General features: G+C 66.5%; 27 protein-coding genes. 1 reads left to right on the plus strand and 26 read right to left on the minus strand.

Annotation, left to right across the window (positions count from 1 at the left end):
- Positions 1-87 precede the first annotated feature (87 nt).
- From rplO to ACFYW3_RS12335, 22 genes are all read right to left on the minus strand, one after another.
- A complete protein-coding gene (rplO, locus tag ACFYW3_RS12230; protein ID WP_053682613.1) occupies positions 88-543 on the minus strand; it encodes a 50S ribosomal protein L15 in 456 nt (151 codons plus the stop codon).
- 1 nt (position 544) lies between these two features.
- Positions 545-727: a 50S ribosomal protein L30 gene (gene rpmD / locus ACFYW3_RS12235; protein WP_053682614.1), complete on the minus strand. Its 183-nt coding sequence runs from the start codon at positions 725-727 to the stop codon at positions 545-547.
- Positions 727-1,329, minus strand: a complete 603-nt coding sequence (rpsE, locus tag ACFYW3_RS12240; protein ID WP_053682615.1) for a 30S ribosomal protein S5 — start codon at positions 1,327-1,329, stop codon at positions 727-729. The genes rpmD and rpsE overlap by 1 nt, the downstream gene beginning before the upstream one ends.
- A gap of 45 nt (positions 1,330-1,374) precedes the next feature.
- Entirely contained in the window at positions 1,375-1,758 is a 384-nt protein-coding gene (gene rplR, locus ACFYW3_RS12245) for a 50S ribosomal protein L18 (RefSeq protein WP_008739696.1), read from the minus strand.
- A 2-nt stretch (positions 1,759-1,760) separates the two neighbouring features.
- Complete coding sequence (rplF, locus tag ACFYW3_RS12250; protein WP_053682616.1) at positions 1,761-2,300, minus strand: 50S ribosomal protein L6; 540 nt, start codon at positions 2,298-2,300, stop codon at positions 1,761-1,763.
- 20 nt (positions 2,301-2,320) lie between these two features.
- The gene (gene rpsH, locus ACFYW3_RS12255) at positions 2,321-2,719 is read right to left on the minus strand and encodes a 30S ribosomal protein S8 (protein ID WP_007265911.1); all 399 of its coding nucleotides are present in this window, start codon (positions 2,717-2,719) and stop codon (positions 2,321-2,323) included.
- Positions 2,720-2,942: 223 nt separating this feature from the next.
- Positions 2,943-3,128 carry a type Z 30S ribosomal protein S14 gene (locus tag ACFYW3_RS12260; protein WP_003956452.1) on the minus strand — a complete coding sequence of 62 codons (186 nt, stop codon included), beginning with the start codon at positions 3,126-3,128 and terminating at the stop codon, positions 2,943-2,945.
- A gap of 5 nt (positions 3,129-3,133) precedes the next feature.
- On the minus strand, positions 3,134-3,685 hold the full coding sequence (rplE, locus tag ACFYW3_RS12265) for a 50S ribosomal protein L5 (protein WP_030388859.1): 552 nt from the start codon (positions 3,683-3,685) through the stop codon (positions 3,134-3,136).
- The gene (rplX, locus tag ACFYW3_RS12270) at positions 3,685-4,008 is read right to left on the minus strand and encodes a 50S ribosomal protein L24 (protein ID WP_053682617.1); all 324 of its coding nucleotides are present in this window, start codon (positions 4,006-4,008) and stop codon (positions 3,685-3,687) included. The genes rplE and rplX overlap by 1 nt, the downstream gene beginning before the upstream one ends.
- 2 nt (positions 4,009-4,010) lie before the next feature.
- Entirely contained in the window at positions 4,011-4,379 is a 369-nt protein-coding gene (rplN, locus tag ACFYW3_RS12275) for a 50S ribosomal protein L14 (RefSeq protein ID WP_053682618.1), read from the minus strand.
- Between the two features lie 123 nt (positions 4,380-4,502).
- A complete protein-coding gene (gene rpsQ / locus ACFYW3_RS12280) occupies positions 4,503-4,784 on the minus strand; it encodes a 30S ribosomal protein S17 (RefSeq protein WP_053682619.1) in 282 nt (93 codons plus the stop codon).
- A complete protein-coding gene (gene rpmC, locus ACFYW3_RS12285; protein WP_008739703.1) occupies positions 4,784-5,008 on the minus strand; it encodes a 50S ribosomal protein L29 in 225 nt (74 codons plus the stop codon). The genes rpsQ and rpmC overlap by 1 nt, the downstream gene beginning before the upstream one ends.
- The gene (rplP, locus tag ACFYW3_RS12290; RefSeq protein ID WP_030026326.1) at positions 5,008-5,427 is read right to left on the minus strand and encodes a 50S ribosomal protein L16; all 420 of its coding nucleotides are present in this window, start codon (positions 5,425-5,427) and stop codon (positions 5,008-5,010) included. Before rplP ends, rpmC begins: the two co-directional genes overlap by 1 nt.
- 5 nt (positions 5,428-5,432) lie before the next feature.
- Positions 5,433-6,272: a 30S ribosomal protein S3 gene (gene rpsC / locus ACFYW3_RS12295; RefSeq protein WP_053682620.1), complete on the minus strand. Its 840-nt coding sequence runs from the start codon at positions 6,270-6,272 to the stop codon at positions 5,433-5,435.
- The gene (rplV, locus tag ACFYW3_RS12300; RefSeq protein WP_037792011.1) at positions 6,272-6,619 is read right to left on the minus strand and encodes a 50S ribosomal protein L22; all 348 of its coding nucleotides are present in this window, start codon (positions 6,617-6,619) and stop codon (positions 6,272-6,274) included. Before rplV ends, rpsC begins: the two co-directional genes overlap by 1 nt.
- 43 nt (positions 6,620-6,662) lie before the next feature.
- Complete coding sequence (rpsS, locus tag ACFYW3_RS12305; RefSeq protein WP_023539342.1) at positions 6,663-6,944, minus strand: 30S ribosomal protein S19; 282 nt, start codon at positions 6,942-6,944, stop codon at positions 6,663-6,665.
- Positions 6,945-6,956: 12 nt separating this feature from the next.
- Positions 6,957-7,793 (minus strand): 50S ribosomal protein L2, encoded by an 837-nt coding sequence (gene rplB / locus ACFYW3_RS12310; protein WP_008739715.1) that lies wholly within the window; start codon positions 7,791-7,793, stop codon positions 6,957-6,959.
- 40 nt (positions 7,794-7,833) lie between these two features.
- A complete protein-coding gene (rplW, locus tag ACFYW3_RS12315; RefSeq protein ID WP_037792012.1) occupies positions 7,834-8,157 on the minus strand; it encodes a 50S ribosomal protein L23 in 324 nt (107 codons plus the stop codon).
- On the minus strand, positions 8,157-8,807 hold the full coding sequence (gene rplD / locus ACFYW3_RS12320; RefSeq protein WP_031146574.1) for a 50S ribosomal protein L4: 651 nt from the start codon (positions 8,805-8,807) through the stop codon (positions 8,157-8,159). Before rplD ends, rplW begins: the two co-directional genes overlap by 1 nt.
- 4 nt (positions 8,808-8,811) lie before the next feature.
- Positions 8,812-9,456: a 50S ribosomal protein L3 gene (gene rplC, locus ACFYW3_RS12325; RefSeq protein WP_053682621.1), complete on the minus strand. Its 645-nt coding sequence runs from the start codon at positions 9,454-9,456 to the stop codon at positions 8,812-8,814.
- Positions 9,457-9,470: 14 nt separating this feature from the next.
- A complete protein-coding gene (rpsJ, locus tag ACFYW3_RS12330) occupies positions 9,471-9,779 on the minus strand; it encodes a 30S ribosomal protein S10 (protein ID WP_003948644.1) in 309 nt (102 codons plus the stop codon).
- 462 nt (positions 9,780-10,241) lie between these two features.
- The gene (locus tag ACFYW3_RS12335) at positions 10,242-11,426 is read right to left on the minus strand and encodes a hypothetical protein (RefSeq protein WP_389386190.1); all 1,185 of its coding nucleotides are present in this window, start codon (positions 11,424-11,426) and stop codon (positions 10,242-10,244) included.
- Between the two features lie 488 nt (positions 11,427-11,914).
- On the opposite strand from ACFYW3_RS12335, the gene ACFYW3_RS12340 reads away from it, so the two are divergent.
- Positions 11,915-12,856, plus strand: coding sequence for a helix-turn-helix domain-containing protein (locus ACFYW3_RS12340; RefSeq protein ID WP_389386191.1), 942 nt, complete (start codon positions 11,915-11,917; stop codon positions 12,854-12,856).
- Positions 12,857-13,030: 174 nt separating this feature from the next.
- Here ACFYW3_RS12340 and tuf read toward each other — a convergent pair whose 3' ends face one another.
- The 4 genes from tuf to rpsL all read right to left on the minus strand — a co-directional run bounded on the left by tuf (position 13,031) and on the right by rpsL (position 17,385).
- Positions 13,031-14,224, minus strand: a complete 1,194-nt coding sequence (gene tuf / locus ACFYW3_RS12345; protein WP_053682624.1) for an elongation factor Tu — start codon at positions 14,222-14,224, stop codon at positions 13,031-13,033.
- 150 nt (positions 14,225-14,374) lie between these two features.
- A complete protein-coding gene (gene fusA / locus ACFYW3_RS12350) occupies positions 14,375-16,501 on the minus strand; it encodes an elongation factor G (RefSeq protein ID WP_053682625.1) in 2,127 nt (708 codons plus the stop codon).
- 39 nt (positions 16,502-16,540) lie between these two features.
- Positions 16,541-17,011, minus strand: a complete 471-nt coding sequence (gene rpsG, locus ACFYW3_RS12355; RefSeq protein WP_215144016.1) for a 30S ribosomal protein S7 — start codon at positions 17,009-17,011, stop codon at positions 16,541-16,543.
- 2 nt (positions 17,012-17,013) lie between these two features.
- Positions 17,014-17,385: a 30S ribosomal protein S12 gene (gene rpsL, locus ACFYW3_RS12360; protein WP_007265893.1), complete on the minus strand. Its 372-nt coding sequence runs from the start codon at positions 17,383-17,385 to the stop codon at positions 17,014-17,016.
- Positions 17,386-17,643: the final 258 nt, after the last annotated feature.

The following is a 17,643-nucleotide window of genomic DNA, read 5'->3' on the forward strand; positions in this document are numbered from 1 at the left end:
CGGCCCTCCGTGGAACGACCAACCGGGGATGCCCCATATGTGAGGCATCCCCGGTCGGGTTTCAGCTATTAATCACTGAGTTTCGTCTTAGACGAGCTCGGTGACCGTGCCACCCGCGGCGGCAATCTTCTCCTTGGCGGAGCCGGAAACGGCGTCAACCGAGACCTGCAGCGCAACGGAGATCTCGCCCTGGCCCAGGACCTTGACGAGGCTGTTCTTGCGAACCGCGCCCTTGGCGACCAGGTCGGCCACCGTGACCTCTCCACCCTCGGGGTAGAGAGCGCCGAGCTTGTCCAGGTTGACGACCTGGAACTCGGTGCGGAACGGGTTCTTGAAGCCCTTGAGCTTCGGCAGACGCATGTGGAGGGGCATCTGCCCACCCTCGAAGCGCTGCGGGATCTGGTAACGGGCCTTCTGGCCCTTCGTACCACGACCGGCCGTCTTACCCTTCGACGCCTCACCACGACCGACACGGGTCTTCGCGGTCTTGGCGCCGGGGGCGGGACGGAGGTTGTGGGCCTTCAGCGGGCTGTTCTCAGCCATGTTAGTCAACCTCCTCAACCGTCACGAGGTGGCGGACGGTCTGCACCATTCCGCGGAACTCGGGGCGGTCCTCCTTGACGACCACGTCGTTCAGGCGCTTGAGCCCGAGCGAACGCAGAGTGTCGCGGTGGTTCTGCTTGCTGCCGATGTACGACTTCGTCTGCGTGATCTTGAGGCGAGCCATTACGCACCCGCCCCGGCACGTGCACGAAGCAGAGCCGCGGGGGCGACGTCCTCGAGGGGCAGACCACGGCGAGCCGCGATCTCCTCGGGACGCTGCAGGCCCTTGAGGGCCGCCACGGTCGCGTGCACGATGTTGATCGCGTTGGAAGAGCCGAGCGACTTCGACAGGATGTCGTGAACGCCGGCGCACTCCAGAACGGCGCGCACCGGACCACCGGCGATAACACCGGTACCGGGGGAAGCCGGCTTCAGGAGCACGACGCCCGCGGCACGCTCGCCCGTGATCGGGTGAGGGATGGTGCCCTGGATGCGCGGAACCTTGAAGAAGTTCTTCTTGGCTTCCTCGACACCCTTGGCGATGGCCGCGGGAACTTCCTTGGCCTTGCCGTAACCGACACCTACAGTGCCGTCACCGTCGCCCACCACGACCAGCGCGGTGAAGCTGAAGCGGCGACCACCCTTGACAACCTTGGCGACGCGGTTGATCGCGACAACGCGCTCAACGTAAGCGGTCTTCTCGGCGGCAGGGCCACCGTCGCGACCCTTCCGGTCCCGCCGCTCGCCGCCACCGGCACCGCTTCCGCGGCGCTGGGGTCCAGCCATTGGATTACCTCTCTCTGTTACGTCCGTGAGTCCCGGAACCGGGGCTTAGAACTTCAGCCCGGCTTCGCGGGCGGCGTCAGCCAGAGCGGCAATGCGCCCGGCGTATCGGTTGCCACCGCGGTCGAAGACAACGGTCTCGACTCCGGCAGCCTTCGCACGCTCGGCCACGAGCGCGCCGACGGCCTGGGCCTGGGCGCTCTTGTCGCCTTCGCCACCGCGGATCGAGGTGTCCAGGGTCGACGCGGACGCCAGGGTGTGACCCTGGAGGTCGTCGATGACCTGAGCAACGATGTTGCGGTTGGAACGCGTCACGACGAGGCGCGGACGCTCCGCCGTACCCGACACGTTCTTGCGAATGCGGATGTGGCGGCGAGCCTTGGCAGCGCGCTTGTACGCGTCGCCCTTGGCGATCTTCACACCGTATGCCATGGCTACTTACCAGCCTTTCCGACCTTGCGGCGGATGACTTCGCCGGCGTACTTGACACCCTTGGCCTTGTACGGGTCGGGCTTCCGCAGCTTGCGGATGTTGGCGGCGACCTCGCCGACCTTCTGCTTGTCGATGCCCTCGACCGTGAACTTGGTGGGCGACTCGACCTTGAAGGAGATGCCCTCGGGCGCCTCGATCAGGATCGGGTGGCTGTAGCCAAGCTGGAACTCCAGGTCGGAGCCCTTCGCGGCGACGCGGTAACCGACACCGCTGATTTCGAGAGCCTTGACGTATCCCGTGGTCACACCGGTGATCATGTTCGCCACCAGCGTGCGGGACAGGCCGTGAAGGGCCTTGTTCTGACGCTCGTCGTTGGGGCGGATGACGTTCAGAACGCCGTCCTCACCCTTGGCGACGGCGATGGGCGCAGCGACGGTGTGCGAGAGGGAACCCTTGGGGCCCTTCACCGCGACCGTGCGGCCATCGATGGTGACGTCCACACCGGCGGGAACCTGGATGGGGAGCTTGCCGATTCGCGACATTGCTTTTCCTCCGTTCCCGACTACCAGACGTAGGCGAGGACTTCCCCACCTACGCCCTTCTTGCCTGCCTGCTGGCCGGTGAGGAGACCGTGGGACGTGGAGATGATCGCCACGCCCAGGCCGCCGAGCACCTTGGGCAGGTTGGTGGACTTCGCGTACACGCGCAGACCGGGCTTCGAGATCCGCTTGATGCCCGCGATGGAGCGCTCACGGTTCGGCCCGAACTTCAGCTCGAGGACGAGGTTCTTGCCGACCTCGGCGTCCTCGACCTTCCAGCCGGTGATGAAACCCTCTTGCTTGAGGATCTCCGCGATGTGCGACTTGATCTTGCTGTGCGGCATCACGACGGTGTCGTGGTACGCCGAGTTAGCGTTACGCAGACGCGTGAGCATGTCTGCGATCGGGTCAGTCATGGTCATGAAGTGGCCTTCGGCCTCTCTCGCCGGGGTTTCCTGTATGCGCCATCCCTCTCCCCACTCAGTGGCGGGACGGGTGCGGTGCGGGGACCTACGGCGTAGTAAGTCGTTATGGGCGGCAGACGCCCAACCACACAAGCCTAAGGCATGCGCGGCCGGGCCCCTGCCGTCCAGATGCTTACCGAGAGTCTCTGGTTCTCTCCAAGTCCCTAAGGACAGGAGGGATTTACCAGGAGCTCTTGGTCACGCCCGGCAGCTCGCCACGGTGAGCCATCTCACGAAGGCAGACGCGGCACAGGCCGAACTTGCGGTACACGGAGTGAGGGCGACCGCAGCGCTGGCAGCGGGTGTACGCACGCACACCGAACTTGGGCTTGCGGGCAGCCTTCGCGATGAGAGCCTTCTTCGCCATCTCGCTTACGCCTCCTTGAAGGGGAAGCCGAGGTGACGAAGGAGGGCACGGCCCTCATCGTCGTTGGTCGCCGTGGTGACCACGGTGATGTCCATACCCCGGGTACGGTCGATCTTGTCCTGGTCGATCTCGTGGAACATGACCTGCTCCGTGAGACCGAAGGTGTAGTTGCCACGGCCGTCGAACTGCTTCGGCGACAGACCACGGAAGTCACGGATACGCGGAAGCGCGAGCGACAGCGTACGGTCCAGGAACTCCCACATGCGGTCACCACGGAGGGTGACGTGGCAGCCGATCGGCTGACCCTCACGCAGCTTGAACTGCGCGATGGACTTCCGGGCCTTCGTGACGGCCGGCTTCTGACCGGTGATCGTCGTCAGGTCCTTGATGGCGCCGTCGATCAGCTTGGAGTCGCGGGCGGCGTCGCCCACACCCATGTTGACCACGATCTTCACGAGGCCGGGGATCTGCATGACGTTCTCGTAGGAGAACTCCTCACGCAGCTTGCCCGCGATGTCCTCGCGGTACTTCGTCTTGAGACGCGGAGTGGTAGCCATCAGATGTCCTCACCCGTCCGCTTGGCAACGCGGATCTTGTTGCCCTCGTCGTCGAAGCGGTATCCGACGCGGGTGACGACCTTCTGGCCGTCCTTCTCCACAACCAGCTGAACGTTGCTGACGTGGATCGGCGCCTCGGTGATCACGATGCCACCGGTCTGCGAACCACCAGCGGTCTGCCCGGCCTTGGTGTGCTTCTTGACCCGGTTGACACCCTCGACGAGGACGCGGTTCTCAGTAGGGATGGCCGTGATGACCTTGCCCTGCTTGCCCTTGTCCTTGCCGGTGATGACCTGAACCAGGTCGCCCTTCTTGATCTTCATGCTTACAGCACCTCCGGCGCGAGCGAGATGATCTTCATGAACTTCTTCTCGCGCAGCTCACGGCCCACCGGGCCGAAGATACGGGTGCCACGAGGGTCGCCGTCGTTCTTGAGAATGACAGCGGCGTTCTCGTCGAAACGGATGTACGAGCCGTCCTGGCGGCGGCGCTCCTTGACGGTGCGAACGATGACGGCCTTGACGACGTCACCCTTCTTCACGTTGCCGCCGGGGATCGCGTCCTTGACGGTGGCGACGATGACGTCACCGACGCCCGCGTAGCGGCGACCGGAGCCACCGAGAACACGGATGCAAAGGATCTCCTTGGCACCAGTGTTGTCGGCGACACGCAGTCGCGACTCCTGCTGGATCACGTCTATCTCCTGATTGTCTGCCGGTTCCCGGCAGGGGCTTCACTCCGAGGAGCGAGGCCCCCACCGAGCCTGGCGGAACGAACCTGAGGGGCCCCTGAACTTTCTGCTCAGGGCCTCAGGTACTTACTTGGCCTTCTCGAGGATCTCGACGATGCGCCAGCGCTTGCTCGCCGACAGCGGACGCGTCTCCATGATGAGGACGCGGTCGCCGACGCCGGCAGCGTTCTGCTCGTCGTGAGCCTTGAGCTTGTTCGTACGGCGGATGACCTTGCCGTACAGGGCGTGCTTCACGCGGTCCTCGACGGCGACGACGACAGTCTTGTCCATCTTGTCGCTGACGACGAGGCCCTCACGGGTCTTGCGGAAGCCGCGGTCCTGGGTCTCAGTCACATTCTTCTCGCTCATCAGGCGCTCTCCACCGTCTCGATGCCGAGCTCGCGCTCGTGCATCAGGGTGTAGATCCGGGCGATGTCCTTACGGACGGACTTGAGCCGGCCGTTGTTCTCCAGCTGGCCCGTGGCCGCCTGGAAGCGCAGCTTGAACAGCTCTTCCTTGGCCTCGCGCAGCTTGCCAACGAGCTCCTCGTTGCCGAGCTCACGCAGCTCGGACGCCTTGGTTCCCGTCGCCATCACGACTCACCTGCCTCGCGCCGAACAATCCGGCACTTCATCGGAAGCTTGTGAGCAGCGCGGGTGAGCGCCTCACGAGCAATCTTCTCGTTCGGGTAGGACAGCTCGAACATGACCCGACCCGGGTGCACGTTCGCGATCCACCACTCGGGAGAACCCTTACCGGAACCCATGCGGGTCTCGGCGGGCTTCTTCGTGAGCGGACGGTCCGGGTAGATGTTGATCCAGACCTTGCCGCCACGCTTGATGTGACGGGTCATCGCAATACGAGCCGCCTCGATCTGGCGGTTCGTCACGTAGGCGGGGGTGAGCGCCTGGATGCCGTACTCGCCGAACGAGACCTCAGTACCGCCCTTCGCCATACCGCGGCGCTTGGGGTGGTGCTGCTTGCGGTGCTTGACCCTACGAGGGATCAGCATGTCGGTCAGGCCTCCGTTCCGGTGCTCTCAGCCGGAGCGGCGGCGGGAGCGTCGGCCTTGGGGGCCTCGGCACCAGCAGCCTGCTGCGGCTTGCGGCCGCCACGGCCGCCACGCTCGCCACCACGACCACCGCGGCCACCGGCCGGACGGTCGTTCGCGCCACCACGAGCCGGGCGGTTGCCCGCACGGGCCGCGGCGTTCTCGGCGCGAACCTCGGCGATGTTCTTGACGTCGCCCTTGTAGATCCAGACCTTCACACCGATACGGCCGAAGGTGGTCTTGGCCTCGAAGAAGCCGTAGTCCACGTTCGCGCGCAGCGTGTGCAGCGGCACACGACCCTCGCGGTAGAACTCGGAGCGGGACATCTCGGCGCCGCCGAGGCGACCGCCGCACTGGATCTTGATGCCCTTGGCGCCGGCCTTCATCGTGCCCTGCATGCTCTTACGCATGGCGCGACGGAAGGAGACGCGGGAGGAGAGCTGCTCGGCAACGGCCTGGGCAACCAGCTGAGCGTCGAGCTCGGGGTTCTTGACCTCGAGGATGTTCAGCTGGACCTGCTTGCCCGTGAGCTTCTCGAGGTCACCGCGGATGCGGTCGGCCTCGGCGCCACGACGGCCGATGACGATGCCGGGACGAGCGGTGTGGATGTCCACACGCACGCGGTCACGGGTGCGCTCGATCTCAACCTTCGAGATGCCGGCGCGCTCCATGCCGGACGTCATCATCCGACGGATGGCGACGTCTTCCTTGACGTAGTCCTTGTACAGCTTGTCGGCGTACCAACGCGACTTGAAGTCGGTGGTGATGCCGAGCCGGAACCCGTGCGGGTTTACCTTCTGGCCCATTACCGGGAACCTTCCTTGCTGCTGACGACCACGGTGATGTGGCTGGTCCGCTTGCGGATCCGGTAGGCACGGCCCTGCGCACGCGGACGGAACCGCTTCAGGGTCGGGCCCTCGTCCACGAACGCCTCGCTGATGACCAGCGTGGAGGCGTCCGGGTGGTTGTAGTTGTGTGCGGCATTGGCAATGGCGCTGTCCAGCACCTTGCCAACCGGCACGCTCGCGGCCTGCGGGGCGAAACGCAGGACCGCCTGAGCCTCCGTGGCATCCATGCCACGGATAAGGTCCACCACTCGGCGGGCCTTCATGGGCGTGACGCGGATGTACCGCGCCTGGGCCCTGGCTTCCATGGTTGTCCCTTCGGTGTAAGTCATAGTCATAACCACCCCGCCTTTAGCGGCGCTTCGACTTCCGGTCGTCCTTGACGTGGCCGCGGAAGGTGCGAGTCGGCGAGAACTCGCCGAGCTTGTGGCCGACCATCGACTCGGTGACGAACACCGGGACGTGGATCTTGCCGTTGTGCACCGCGATGGTGTGACCCAGCATGGCCGGGATGATCATCGAGCGACGGGACCAGGTCTTGATGACGTTCTTGGTACCGGCTTCGTTCTGTACGTCCACCTTCTTGATGAGGTGTCCGTCGACGAAGGGTCCCTTCTTGAGACTGCGCGGCATCTAAACCCGCTCCTAGCGCTTCTTGTTCGTCTTGCGGCGGCGGACGATGTACTTGCTCGAAGCCTTCTTCGGCGAGCGAGTACGACCCTCCTTCTGACCCCACGGGGAGACCGGGTGGCGACCACCACTGGTCTTACCCTCACCACCACCGTGCGGGTGGTCGACCGGGTTCATCGCGACACCGCGGACGGAGGGGCGAACGCCCTTCCAGCGCATGCGGCCGGCCTTGCCCCAGTTGATGTTCGACTGCTCGGCGTTGCCGACCTCACCGACGGTGGCGCGGCAGCGCGCGTCGACCAGGCGGATTTCTCCGGACGGCATACGAAGGTGGGCCATGGTGCCCTCCTTCGCCAGCAGCTGCACGGACGCACCGGCGGAGCGGGCGAACTTCGCACCGCCACCGGGACGCAGCTCGATCGCGTGGATCGTCGTACCAACCGGGATGTTGCGCAGCGCCAGGTTGTTGCCGGGCTTGATGTCGGCCGTCGGGCCGTTCTCAATCCGGTCACCCTGCTTCAGGGCCTTCGGCGCGATGATGTAGCGCTTCTCGCCGTCGGCGTAGTGCAGCAGCGCGATGCGCGCGGTGCGGTTGGGGTCGTACTCGATGTGCGCGACCTTCGCCGGCACGCCGTCCTTGTCGTGACGACGGAAGTCGATCACACGGTAGGCGCGCTTGTGGCCGCCACCCTGGTGACGAACAGTGATCCGACCGGTGTTGTTACGGCCGCCCTTGCTGTGCAGCGGGCGAACCAGCGACTTCTCCGGCGTGGACCGCGTGATCTCGACAAAGTCGGCGACGCTGGAGCCACGACGGCCCGGGGTCGTCGGCTTGTACTTGCGGATACCCATTTCTCAGTCCTCGTCCGATTCCGGACGACTCAGGACTCCGTTAGGAGGCCTGGCCGCCGAAGATGTCGATTCGGTCGCCCTCAGCGAGGGTCACGATGGCGCGCTTGGTGTTCGCGCGCTTGCCGAAACCGGTCTTGGTGCGCTTGCGCTTACCCTGACGGTTGATCGTGTTGACCCCGGTGACCTTGACCGAGAAGACCGCCTCGACGGCCTGCTTGATCTGGGTCTTGTTGGCGCCAGGCGCGACGATGAACGTGTACTTGTTCTCGTCCAGCAGCGCGTAGCTCTTCTCCGAGACAACCGGCTTGATCAGCAGGTCGCGCGGGTCAGTGAAGGTCTTGCTGGTAACGGTCGCCTCAGACATCAGGCGTCGCTCCCTTCGGTCTCATCGGCCTTGGGGCCAGACACGAAGGACTCGAAAGCGGCCTGAGTGAAGACCACGTCGTCAGAGACGATCACGTCGTACGTGTTCAGCTGGCCCGGCTCCAGGATGTGAACCTGGGGCAGGTTGCGGGCGGACAGCCACGCGGCCTCGTCGGCGCGGTCGACGACCAGGAGCAGGTTCTTGCGCTCCGAGATCTTGCCGAACAGCGTCTTGGCGGCCTTCGTGGAGGCGGCACCCTCGACCACGCCGGTGACGACGTGGATGCGGGAGTGACGCGCGCGGTCCGAGAGGGCACCGCGGAGAGCGGCGGCCTTCATCTTCTTCGGGGTCCGCTGGGAGTAGTCACGCGGCTGCGGGCCGTGGACGACGCCACCGCCGACGAACTGCGGAGCGCGGGTCGAACCCTGACGGGCGCGGCCGGTGCCCTTCTGGCGGTACGGCTTGCGGCCACCACCACGGACTTCGCCACGACGCTTGGTCTTGTGCGTGCCCTGACGGGCAGCGGCCAGCTGAGCGACAACGACCTGGTGGATCAGCGGAACGCTGGTCTTCGCGTCGAAGATCTCCGCGGGGAGCTCGACGGTACCGGCCTTGTCGCCTGCCGGCGAAAGGATGTCAATGGTGCTCATTACCTCAAGCCCCCTTGGCCGCGGTACGGACCAGGACGAGGCCGCCGTTCGGACCGGGGACCGCGCCCTTGATGAGGAGCAGACCCTTCTCCGCGTCAACCGCGTGGATGGTCAGGTTCTGGGTGGTGACGCGCTCGTTGCCCATACGACCGGCCATGCGCATGCCCTTGAAGACACGCCCAGGGGTGGCGCAGCCACCGATCGAACCGGGGGAGCGGTGCTTGCGCTGGACACCGTGACCGGCACCGAGGCCCTTGAAGTTGTGACGCTTCATGACACCGGCGAAGCCCTTGCCCTTGCTGTTGCCCGTGACGTCGACCTTGACGCCCGACTCGAACACAGCGGCGGTGATCTCCTGGCCGAGCGTGTACTCGCCGGCGTCGGAGGTGCGGAGCTCCACCAGGTGGCGGCGGGGGGTGACGTCGGCCTTGGCGAAGTGACCCTTGAGGGGCTTGTTCACCTTGCGAGGGTCGATCTCGCCGAAGGCGATCTGGACCGACTCGTAGCCGTCGATGTCGTTCTTACGGACCTGGGTAACGACGCAGGGTCCGGCCTTGACCACGGTCACCGGGACGACACGGTTGTTCTCGTCCCAGACCTGGGTCATGCCGAGCTTCTCGCCCAGGACGCCCTTGATCTGCTTTGCCATCTTCTCGACGCCTCTCAGAGCTTGATCTCGATGTCAACGCCGGCCGGAAGGTCCAGGCGCATCAGCGAGTCAACGGTCTTGGGGGTCGGGTCGAGGATGTCGATCAGGCGCTTGTGCGTGCGCATCTCGAAGTGCTCGCGCGAGTCCTTGTACTTGTGCGGCGACTTGATGACGCAGTACACGTTCTTCTCAGTGGGCAGCGGCACCGGGCCCGCGACCGACGCACCAGTGCGCGTCACCGTCTCGACGATCTTCTTCGCCGACGAATCGATGACCTCGTGGTCGTAGGCCTTGAGCCGGATGCGGATCTTCTGTCCCGCCATGGCTACTCCGTAGTCCTGTCTGTTGTGGAAACGCTCTGGCTCCCGGGCGGCTGTGGATCTCTCCACTGCTTCCCTCCGACCCACGCGGTCGGGCGTGTCGCACACCCTCTACAGAAAATTCCCATACGGAAATTCCCTCGTCCAAGGGGGTACGGTCCCAAGACCGCGCTTCGGGGGAGAAACACCCACCGGGTGCCTGGTCCGCACCGTGCTGACACTTCCCAGAAGATTCCCGTACGTCCGCCCCCATTGCTGCCCTGAGGGGCAGGTAAGGGCGACGAGTACTGTGGGACTCGCTTCCGGTCCTCCCGGCGGGAGGCGCGCAGCATCGGCACTCAACCGAGCAACTTGAGTAGTCTGCCATACAAGACACGTACTGCGCCAATCGGGCGCAGAACAATACCCCGCCGCGCAGACACGTCAAACCGTGCCGCGCGACGGGGGCCCGCGTCGGGCCGCTGGTCAGGAGCGCGTGACCGTCCCGCACTCCTCCGGCAGCCGCGAGATGTCCCGGCTTCGGTCGTACGGATCCGTGCGCGGCCCCGAGGGCTCCGCGCCCGGCAGCGCCTGCGCGTCCGAGCGGAACATCGGGTGCAGGTAGCCGGTTCCGCTCCGGTCGCAGTCGTCGTTGCCCGCCGATTCGGACCACGTGACGATGGTCAGCGTTCCCGGGGTCACCTCGATCACCCGCGGATCGGACACCGCCACCGTGAGTTCGCGGCGCACGATGGTGCGTGCCACCTCCTGCGAGCCGGGCGCGGCCCGCACCACCGGGTAGACGAAGGTGTAGTCGGTGTGCACCAGCACCTGACCCTCGCGGGCGCTGTCGAACCACATGCGCCCGCGCGTCTTGACGACCTCGCCGTAGGGGCGCACCTCGGCCGGGTCGAAGCGGCTGAACAGCCAGAGCGGGTCCGCTTCCGCGGAGGGCTTCGCGAGCGCGCGTTCCAGCACGCCTCGGCCGGACGGCTGGAGCGGGTCCAGCATCTCCAGGGCCGCGCGGGGGTGCCCGCCGCGGAGGGTGTTCGGATCCAGGTTGGCCGCCGTCAGCAACTGCCGGGTCCTGGCGAGCCCGTCCGCCACCTGCTCCCGGTCCAGCCCGGCCAGGGCCTTCGCCTCGGGGACCTCGATACCGGCCGCGCCGTCGGCCCACTGGAGGGCCGGGGAGCCCCTGAACGGCTCCCTCAGGGTCGGCTGGTCCGGGAACGCCTCGGGTGGGGCCTCCGTGGGCCGTACCGACTCGGCGGGCAGCGGCGCGGCCGAGGCCGCCTCTCGGCCGGCCTCCCCGGTCAGCCGGTCGATGAGCAGCTCCGGCCGTACGACGACCAGGGCCAGGGCGGCGATGAACACGATGCCCGCGGTCGCCTTGAGGCGCCGGTTGCCCGTCCGGCCCCCGTCCCGCCCCTGCCACGCCGGCCCGGTCCGCCACCCCTCCGGCTCGGCGGCCCGGGCCCGGCGCCCCCGCCACCGTCCGCGCTCCGCCGCGGCCCGCGCCTCGTCCTCCCGGCGCAGCCGCTCGGTCACCATCCGCGCCCGTGCGGACGGCTCGCGCGGAACCGCCCCTCCCCCGGCACCGGACTCCCGTACGAACCGCTCCCAGGCCTCGTCGGAAACGCCCGGTCTGCCGGCGTCGTCGTTGTTGCCCATTTCCCCGCCCCCGTAAAGATCCGACCCATTCGCTGCGGATCTTTACACACCCCGCGCAACGCGCTTCCACAGGGCCTGAAAGGTGCGCGAACAGCCCCTCCCTGCATTCGAGTTCGGGGTCCCGAAGGCGTCGGCGCCACGCCCGGTCGCGCCCGACTCGTCTCCCTGCGGGGGTGGTTGTCCGAGCCGCCGGCCGTCCTCGCGCGCACGCCGCGACCGGGTCGCGAGGACCACGACACGGTGGGCCGCGTCGCGGTCCGCTTCGACGTCTTGGTGTAAGTACTCCGGAAGCCAAAGAACCACGCCAAACCCCTCCAGCCTCCCGCGGGGGGCGCGTCGCTCACACGAGTGAACTACGCCAACTGGGCCGGCATGCACGGGGGTTGTCGGGCATATGCTCGCCGCGACAACCCCAGACACGCGTCGGCCCCCGACGGGACTCGCAATCCCGGCGGGGGCCTACCAGCAAGGAAGTAGAGAGCTTCCCGATGGATAGCCAGAAGAGTACCGCCGTCGTGCGCGCCCCCGGACGGAATCCGGGCGACACCCCTCGATCAGGCGTCATCCACGTCAACGTCCGCCACACCCGGCGATTCATCGTGGTCGGCAACCACCTCTCGCAGCACGCCGAGATGTCACTCGTCGCGATCGGCCTCTCGGTCCACATCCAGTCGCTGCCGACCGGCGCCCCCATCGGCATCCGGGACCTCGCCCCCCGCTTCCCCGAGAGCGAGTACCGCATCGCCGCCGCCCTGCGGGAGCTGGAGCGGCACGGGTACCTGAAGCGGACCCGCGTACGGCTCCCCGGCGGGCAGATCGTCACCCGGACCGTGTCCTACAACCGCCCCGGCTTCCTGGTGGAGGCCACGGAGCCCGACACGTCGCCCCCGGAGCCCCCGGCGCCCCCGGTGACACCCCCGGCGCCGAACCGGGCGCCGGCCCCGCTCTCCCCCGCCTCAGAGGCCCCGGTGGCCCAGGACGCCCCGGTGGCCCCGGTGGCCCCGGTGGCCCCACAGCGTCCCGCTCTGCCCCGGCCGGTGAACCCGGACAACCCCTGGCGCCGCGACGCCGCCACGGCCGTCCTGACCGATCTCCGCCGCGCCGACGCCCGGCTCCTGCTCGGCCGGCAGGACATCGAGCGGCTCACCCCGGCCGTCGAGGCCTGGCTGGAGCGCGGGGCCCGACCGGCCGGCATCCTCGCGGCGCTCACCGCCAACCTGCCGGCGCAGCCGCGCAACCCCGCCGGACTGATCGCCCACCGGCTCACCGCCCAACTGCCGCCCGCCCTGCCCGACGAAGGCCCCCGCGCGCCCGCCCACGTACCGCCGGACCCCTTCCAGACCTGCGATAACGACGACTGCGGCCTCGCCTTCCGGTCACCGGTACCGGGGCTGTGCGGTGAGTGCCGGGCCGGCACGGCCGCCGCCTAGACCTCCCCCCGAGCCCGCCCCGCCCCGCCCCTCCCCTTCGCCCCCTTCGCCCCGGGCACGACCTCGCCCCGGGTACGACGAAGGGCCCCCTCCTCGACGCCGAAGCGTCGGGGAGGGGGCCCCTCTGTCAAACGTGGTGCCCGCTCTCGCGAGCCACCAGGTCAGACCGCGAAATTACTTCGTGATCTTGGTGACCTGGCCGGCGCCGACCGTACGACCACCCTCACGGATGGCGAACTTCAGGCCCTCTTCCATCGCGACAGGCTGGATGAGGTTGACCGTCATGTCGGTGTTGTCACCGGGCATGACCATCTCGGTGCCCTCGGGAAGGGTCACAACGCCCGTGACGTCCGTGGTACGGAAGTAGAACTGCGGGCGGTAGTTGTTGAAGAACGGGGTGTGACGGCCACCCTCGTCCTTCGACAGGATGTACGCGGCGGCCTCGAACTCGGTGTGCGGCGTGACCGAACCGGGCTTGATGATGACCTGGCCGCGCTCGACGTCCTCGCGCTTGATGCCACGGAGGAGCAGACCGACGTTCTCGCCCGCCTGGCCCTCGTCGAGCAGCTTGCGGAACATCTCGATGCCGGTGACCGTGGTGGTGGTCTTCTCCTGCTTGATGCCGATGATGTCAACGGTCTCGTTGACCTTCAGGACACCACGCTCGATGCGGCCGGTGACGACGGTGCCACGACCGGTGATCGTGAAGACGTCCTCGACGGGCATCAGGAACGGCTTCTCGGTGTCACGCGGAGGGGTCGGGATCGACTCGTCGACCGCGGCCATCAGGCCGAGAAGCTTCTCGCCCCACTCCTTGTCGCCCTCAAGAGCCTTGAGCGCGGAGACCTGAACGACCGGAAGGTCGTCGCCCGGGAAGTCGTACTCGGAGAGCAGCTCACGGACCTCGAGCTCGACGAGCTCCAGGATCTCCTCGTCGTCCACCATGTCGGCCTTGTTCAGGGCGACAACGATGTAGGGAACGCCGACCTGGCGGGCCAGGAGCACGTGCTCCTTGGTCTGCGGCATCGGGCCGTCGGTGGCGGCAACCACGAGGATCGCGCCGTCCATCTGCGCGGCACCCGTGATCATGTTCTTGATGTAGTCCGCGTGACCGGGGCAGTCGACGTGGGCGTAGTGACGCGCCTCGGTCTGGTACTCGACGTGCGCGATGGAGATGGTGATACCGCGCTGGCGCTCCTCAGGAGCCTTGTCGATCTGGTCGAAGGCCGAGGCCTCGTTCAGGTCCGGGTACGCGTCATGCAGCACCTTGGTAATGGCGGCCGTGAGGGTCGTCTTACCGTGGTCAATGTGACCGATGGTGCCGATGTTGACGTGCGGCTTAGTCCGCTCGAACTTCGCCTTCGCCACGGGGGTCCTCCTGGAGAGTGGTTCTGTACGCCTTACAGATCGGCGCCAGGTGATCTTTGCTGGATAGCCGGTTCCCCCGGGGCAGCGGGAGGTTTGCTCCTGTTGCCCCAGAGGCTCCGGTGACAAGCCTAAAGCGTGTACTCGGAAGAGTTACTCGCCCTTGGCCTTCGCGATGATCTCCTCAGCGACGTTCCGGGGAACCTCGGCGTAGGAGTCGAACTGCATCGAGTAGCTGGCGCGACCCGAGGTCTTGCTGCGGAGGTCTCCGACGTAGCCGAACATCTCCGAAAGCGGCACGAGGCCCTTCACGATGCGAGCACCGTGACGCTCCTCCATGGCCTGAATCTGGCCACGGCGAGAGTTGATGTCGCCGATGACCTCACCCATGTAGTCCTCGGGCGTGGTGACCTCAACGGCCATCATCGGCTCAAGGAGCACGGGAGAAGCCTTGCGCGCGGCCTCCTTGAAGGCCTGCGAACCGGCGATCTTGAACGCGAGTTCGGAGGAGTCGACCTCGTGGTAGCCACCGTCGAGAAGAATGACGCGGACGCCGGTCATCTCGTAGCCGGCGAGGATGCCGAACTTCATGGCTTCCTGCGCACCGGCATCCACGGAGGGGATGTACTCACGCGGGATGCGGCCACCGGTGACCTTGTTCACGAACTCGTAGGTCGCCTCGCCACCCTCGATGGGCTCGATCGCGATCTGCACCTTGGCGAACTGACCGGTACCACCGGTCTGCTTCTTGTGGGTGTAGTCGTGACGCTCGACGGTCTTGCGGATCGTCTCGCGGTAGGCCACCTGCGGCTTGCCGACGTTCGCCTCGACCTTGAACTCGCGACGCATGCGGTCGACGAGGATGTCGAGGTGAAGCTCGCCCATACCACCGATGATGGTCTGGCCGGTCTCCTCGTCCGAGTGAACCTGGAAGGAGGGGTCCTCCTCCGCGAGACGCTGGATGGCAACACCCAGCTTCTCCTGGTCACCCTTGGACTTGGGCTCGATGGCGACCTGAATGACCGGGGCCGGGAAGTCCATGGACTCCAGGATGACCGGGTTCTTGTCGTCACACAGCGTCTCACCGGTGGTGGTCTGCTTCAGGCCCATGACGGCGACGATGTCGCCGGCGCCCACCGAGTCGATCTCCTCACGCTTGTTCGCGTGCATGCGGTAGATCTTGCCGATGCGCTCCTTCTTGCCCTTGACGGAGTTCAGCACCGCGGTGCCGGCCTCCAGGCGACCGGAGTAGATCCGGACGAAGGTGAGCTTGCCGAGGTGCGGGTCGCTCGCGATCTTGAACGCGAGGGCCGACAGCGGCTCGGACTCGGACGGCTTGCGCTTGACCACGACCTCCGGGTCCTTGACGTCGTGGCCTTCGATGGCCTCGACGTCCAGGGGGGAGGGCAGGTAGCGCACGACGGCGTCGAGCAGGGGCTGAACGCCCTTGTTCTTGAACGCGGTGCCGCAGAACACGGGGGTGACGGTGGTGTCGCCGCCCTTGCCGGACGCGATGGTGATGCGACGAACAGCGGCGTAGAGCTGCTCCTCGGTGGGCTCGACGCCCTCCAGGAACAGTTCCATGAGCTCTTCGTCGTTCTCCGCGACGGCCTCGACGAGCTTGCCGCGCCATTCCTCGGCGAGCTCGGTGTGCGAGGCGGGGATGTCGACGACGTCGTACATCTCGCCCTTGGAGGCTTCGGCGGACCAGACGAGGGCCTTCATGCGCACCAGGTCGACAACGCCCTGGAAGTCCATCTCGGCGCCGATCGGGAGCTGCATGACGATCGGGGTCGCGCCGAGGCGGTCCGTGATCATGTCAACGCAGCGGAAGAACTCGGCGCCGGTACGGTCCAGCTTGTTCACGAAGCAGATGCGCGGCACGCCGTAACGGTCGGCCTGGCGCCACACCGTCTCGGACTGCGGCTCGACACCGGCGACACCGTCGAACACGGTGACGGCACCGTCGAGGACGCGGAGCGAACGCTCCACCTCGACGGTGAAGTCGACGTGGCCCGGGGTGTCGATGATGTTGATGGTGTGGTCAACGTCTTCGAGGGGCCAGTGGCAGGTCGTCGCGGCAGACGTGATGGTAATACCACGCTCCTGCTCCTGCTCCATCCAGTCCATCGTGGCGGCGCCGTCGTGGACCTCACCGATCTTGTAAGACACACCGGTGTAGAACAGGATGCGCTCGGTGGTGGTCGTCTTGCCCGCGTCGATGTGGGCCATGATCCCGATGTTGCGGACCTTGGCCAGGTCAAGCGAAGTGGTAGCCATAAGGCTTCGGTCTTCTCTCGGTCTCGATGTGGGGTGGGACTACCAGCGGTAGTGCGCGAAGGCCTTGTTGGACTCGGCCATCTTGTGCGTGTCCTCGCGCTTCTTGACGGCAGCGCCAAGACCGTTGGAGGCGTCGAGCAGCTCGTTCATGAGGCGCTCGGTCATGGTCTTCTCGCGGCGGGCGCGGGAGTAACCCACGACCCAGCGCAGCGCGAGGGTGGACGCGCGACCGGGCTTGACCTCGATCGGCACCTGGTAGGTGGCGCCACCGACACGGCGGGACTTGACCTCGAGCGACGGCTTGACGTTCTCCAGCGCGCGCTTCAGCGTGATGACCGGGTCAGCGCCGGTCTTCTCGCGGAGGCCTTCCATGGCGCCGTAGACGATGCGCTCGGCGGTGGAGCGCTTGCCGTTCAGGAGGAGCTTGTTGATGAGCGACGTCACCAGAGGAGATGCGTAGACCGGGTCGATGATGACCGGGCGCTTCGGGGCGGGGCCCTTACGAGGCATTCTTACTTCTCCTTCTTGGCGCCGTAGCGGCTGCGGGCCTGCTTGCGGTTCTTGACAGCCTGGGTGTCAAGCGCACCGCGGATGATCTTGTAACGAACACCCGGCAGGTCCTTCACACGGCCACCACGCACGAGCACGATCGAGTGCTCCTGCAGGTTGTGCCCCTCACCCGGAATGTAGGCCGTGACCTCGATGCCGGAGGTCAGACGCACACGCGCGACCTTACGGAGCGCCGAGTTCGGCTTCTTCGGGGTGGTCGTGAACACACGCGTGCAGACGCCACGGCGCTGGGGCGAAGCCTCAAGCGCGGGGGTCTTGGTCTTCTCGACCTTGTCCTGCCGGCCCTTCCGGACCAGCTGCTGGATCGTAGGCACTACTTCTCCGGTTTCTGTGTGCCGTGTAGTGAAACTAACCTGGAACTTCGCCGACCCACGCGGTCGGGTGTGTCGGATCCGGCGGACCTCCGTGCAAGCACGGAAACGCTTGGATCGCGGTGGCTGATTCGGCTCTTATGCGGTTGATGGACACGCACGGGAGCCCAGACACACCCCAGGCACAAGGTCTGAGCGTACCTACCGCGCGCACTCCGGTCAAAACAAAAGCCCGGCAGCGACTTTCACCCGCCCTCGACC

Source organism: Streptomyces sp. NPDC002602 (assembly GCF_042889445.1).
Taxonomy (GTDB): domain Bacteria; phylum Actinomycetota; class Actinomycetes; order Streptomycetales; family Streptomycetaceae; genus Streptomyces.

Coding starts and splice junctions, on each gene's coding strand:
- rplO (WP_053682613.1), bottom strand. CDS start 543: ATGGCTGAGAACAGCCCGCTGAAGGCCCACAACCTCCGTCCCGCCCCC.
- rpsJ (WP_003948644.1), bottom strand. CDS start 9,779: ATGGCGGGACAGAAGATCCGCATCCGGCTCAAGGCCTACGACCACGAG.
- rplR (WP_008739696.1), bottom strand. CDS start 1,758: ATGGCATACGGTGTGAAGATCGCCAAGGGCGACGCGTACAAGCGCGCT.
- rplX (WP_053682617.1), bottom strand. CDS start 4,008: ATGAAGATCAAGAAGGGCGACCTGGTTCAGGTCATCACCGGCAAGGAC.
- rpsS (WP_023539342.1), bottom strand. CDS start 6,944: ATGCCGCGCAGTCTCAAGAAGGGACCCTTCGTCGACGGACACCTCATC.
- rpsC (WP_053682620.1), bottom strand. CDS start 6,272: ATGGGCCAGAAGGTAAACCCGCACGGGTTCCGGCTCGGCATCACCACC.
- rplP (WP_030026326.1), bottom strand. CDS start 5,427: ATGCTGATCCCTCGTAGGGTCAAGCACCGCAAGCAGCACCACCCCAAG.
- rplW (WP_037792012.1), bottom strand. CDS start 8,157: ATGTCTGAGGCGACCGTTACCAGCAAGACCTTCACTGACCCGCGCGAC.
- ACFYW3_RS12340 (WP_389386191.1), top strand. CDS start 11,915: ATGGATAGCCAGAAGAGTACCGCCGTCGTGCGCGCCCCCGGACGGAAT.
- fusA (WP_053682625.1), bottom strand. CDS start 16,501: ATGGCTACCACTTCGCTTGACCTGGCCAAGGTCCGCAACATCGGGATC.
- rpmD (WP_053682614.1), bottom strand. CDS start 727: ATGGCTCGCCTCAAGATCACGCAGACGAAGTCGTACATCGGCAGCAAG.
- rplD (WP_031146574.1), bottom strand. CDS start 8,807: ATGAGCACCATTGACATCCTTTCGCCGGCAGGCGACAAGGCCGGTACC.
- ACFYW3_RS12260 (WP_003956452.1), bottom strand. CDS start 3,128: ATGGCGAAGAAGGCTCTCATCGCGAAGGCTGCCCGCAAGCCCAAGTTC.
- rplE (WP_030388859.1), bottom strand. CDS start 3,685: ATGGCTACCACTCCGCGTCTCAAGACGAAGTACCGCGAGGACATCGCG.
- rpsH (WP_007265911.1), bottom strand. CDS start 2,719: ATGACCATGACTGACCCGATCGCAGACATGCTCACGCGTCTGCGTAAC.
- rpsG (WP_215144016.1), bottom strand. CDS start 17,011: ATGCCTCGTAAGGGCCCCGCCCCGAAGCGCCCGGTCATCATCGACCCG.
- rpsE (WP_053682615.1), bottom strand. CDS start 1,329: ATGGCTGGACCCCAGCGCCGCGGAAGCGGTGCCGGTGGCGGCGAGCGG.
- rpmC (WP_008739703.1), bottom strand. CDS start 5,008: ATGGCGACGGGAACCAAGGCGTCCGAGCTGCGTGAGCTCGGCAACGAG.
- rplC (WP_053682621.1), bottom strand. CDS start 9,456: ATGGCAAAGCAGATCAAGGGCGTCCTGGGCGAGAAGCTCGGCATGACC.
- rpsQ (WP_053682619.1), bottom strand. CDS start 4,784: ATGAGCGAGAAGAATGTGACTGAGACCCAGGACCGCGGCTTCCGCAAG.
- rplB (WP_008739715.1), bottom strand. CDS start 7,793: ATGGGTATCCGCAAGTACAAGCCGACGACCCCGGGCCGTCGTGGCTCC.
- rplV (WP_037792011.1), bottom strand. CDS start 6,619: ATGGAAGCCAGGGCCCAGGCGCGGTACATCCGCGTCACGCCCATGAAG.
- rplF (WP_053682616.1), bottom strand. CDS start 2,300: ATGTCGCGAATCGGCAAGCTCCCCATCCAGGTTCCCGCCGGTGTGGAC.
- ACFYW3_RS12335 (WP_389386190.1), bottom strand. CDS start 11,426: ATGGGCAACAACGACGACGCCGGCAGACCGGGCGTTTCCGACGAGGCC.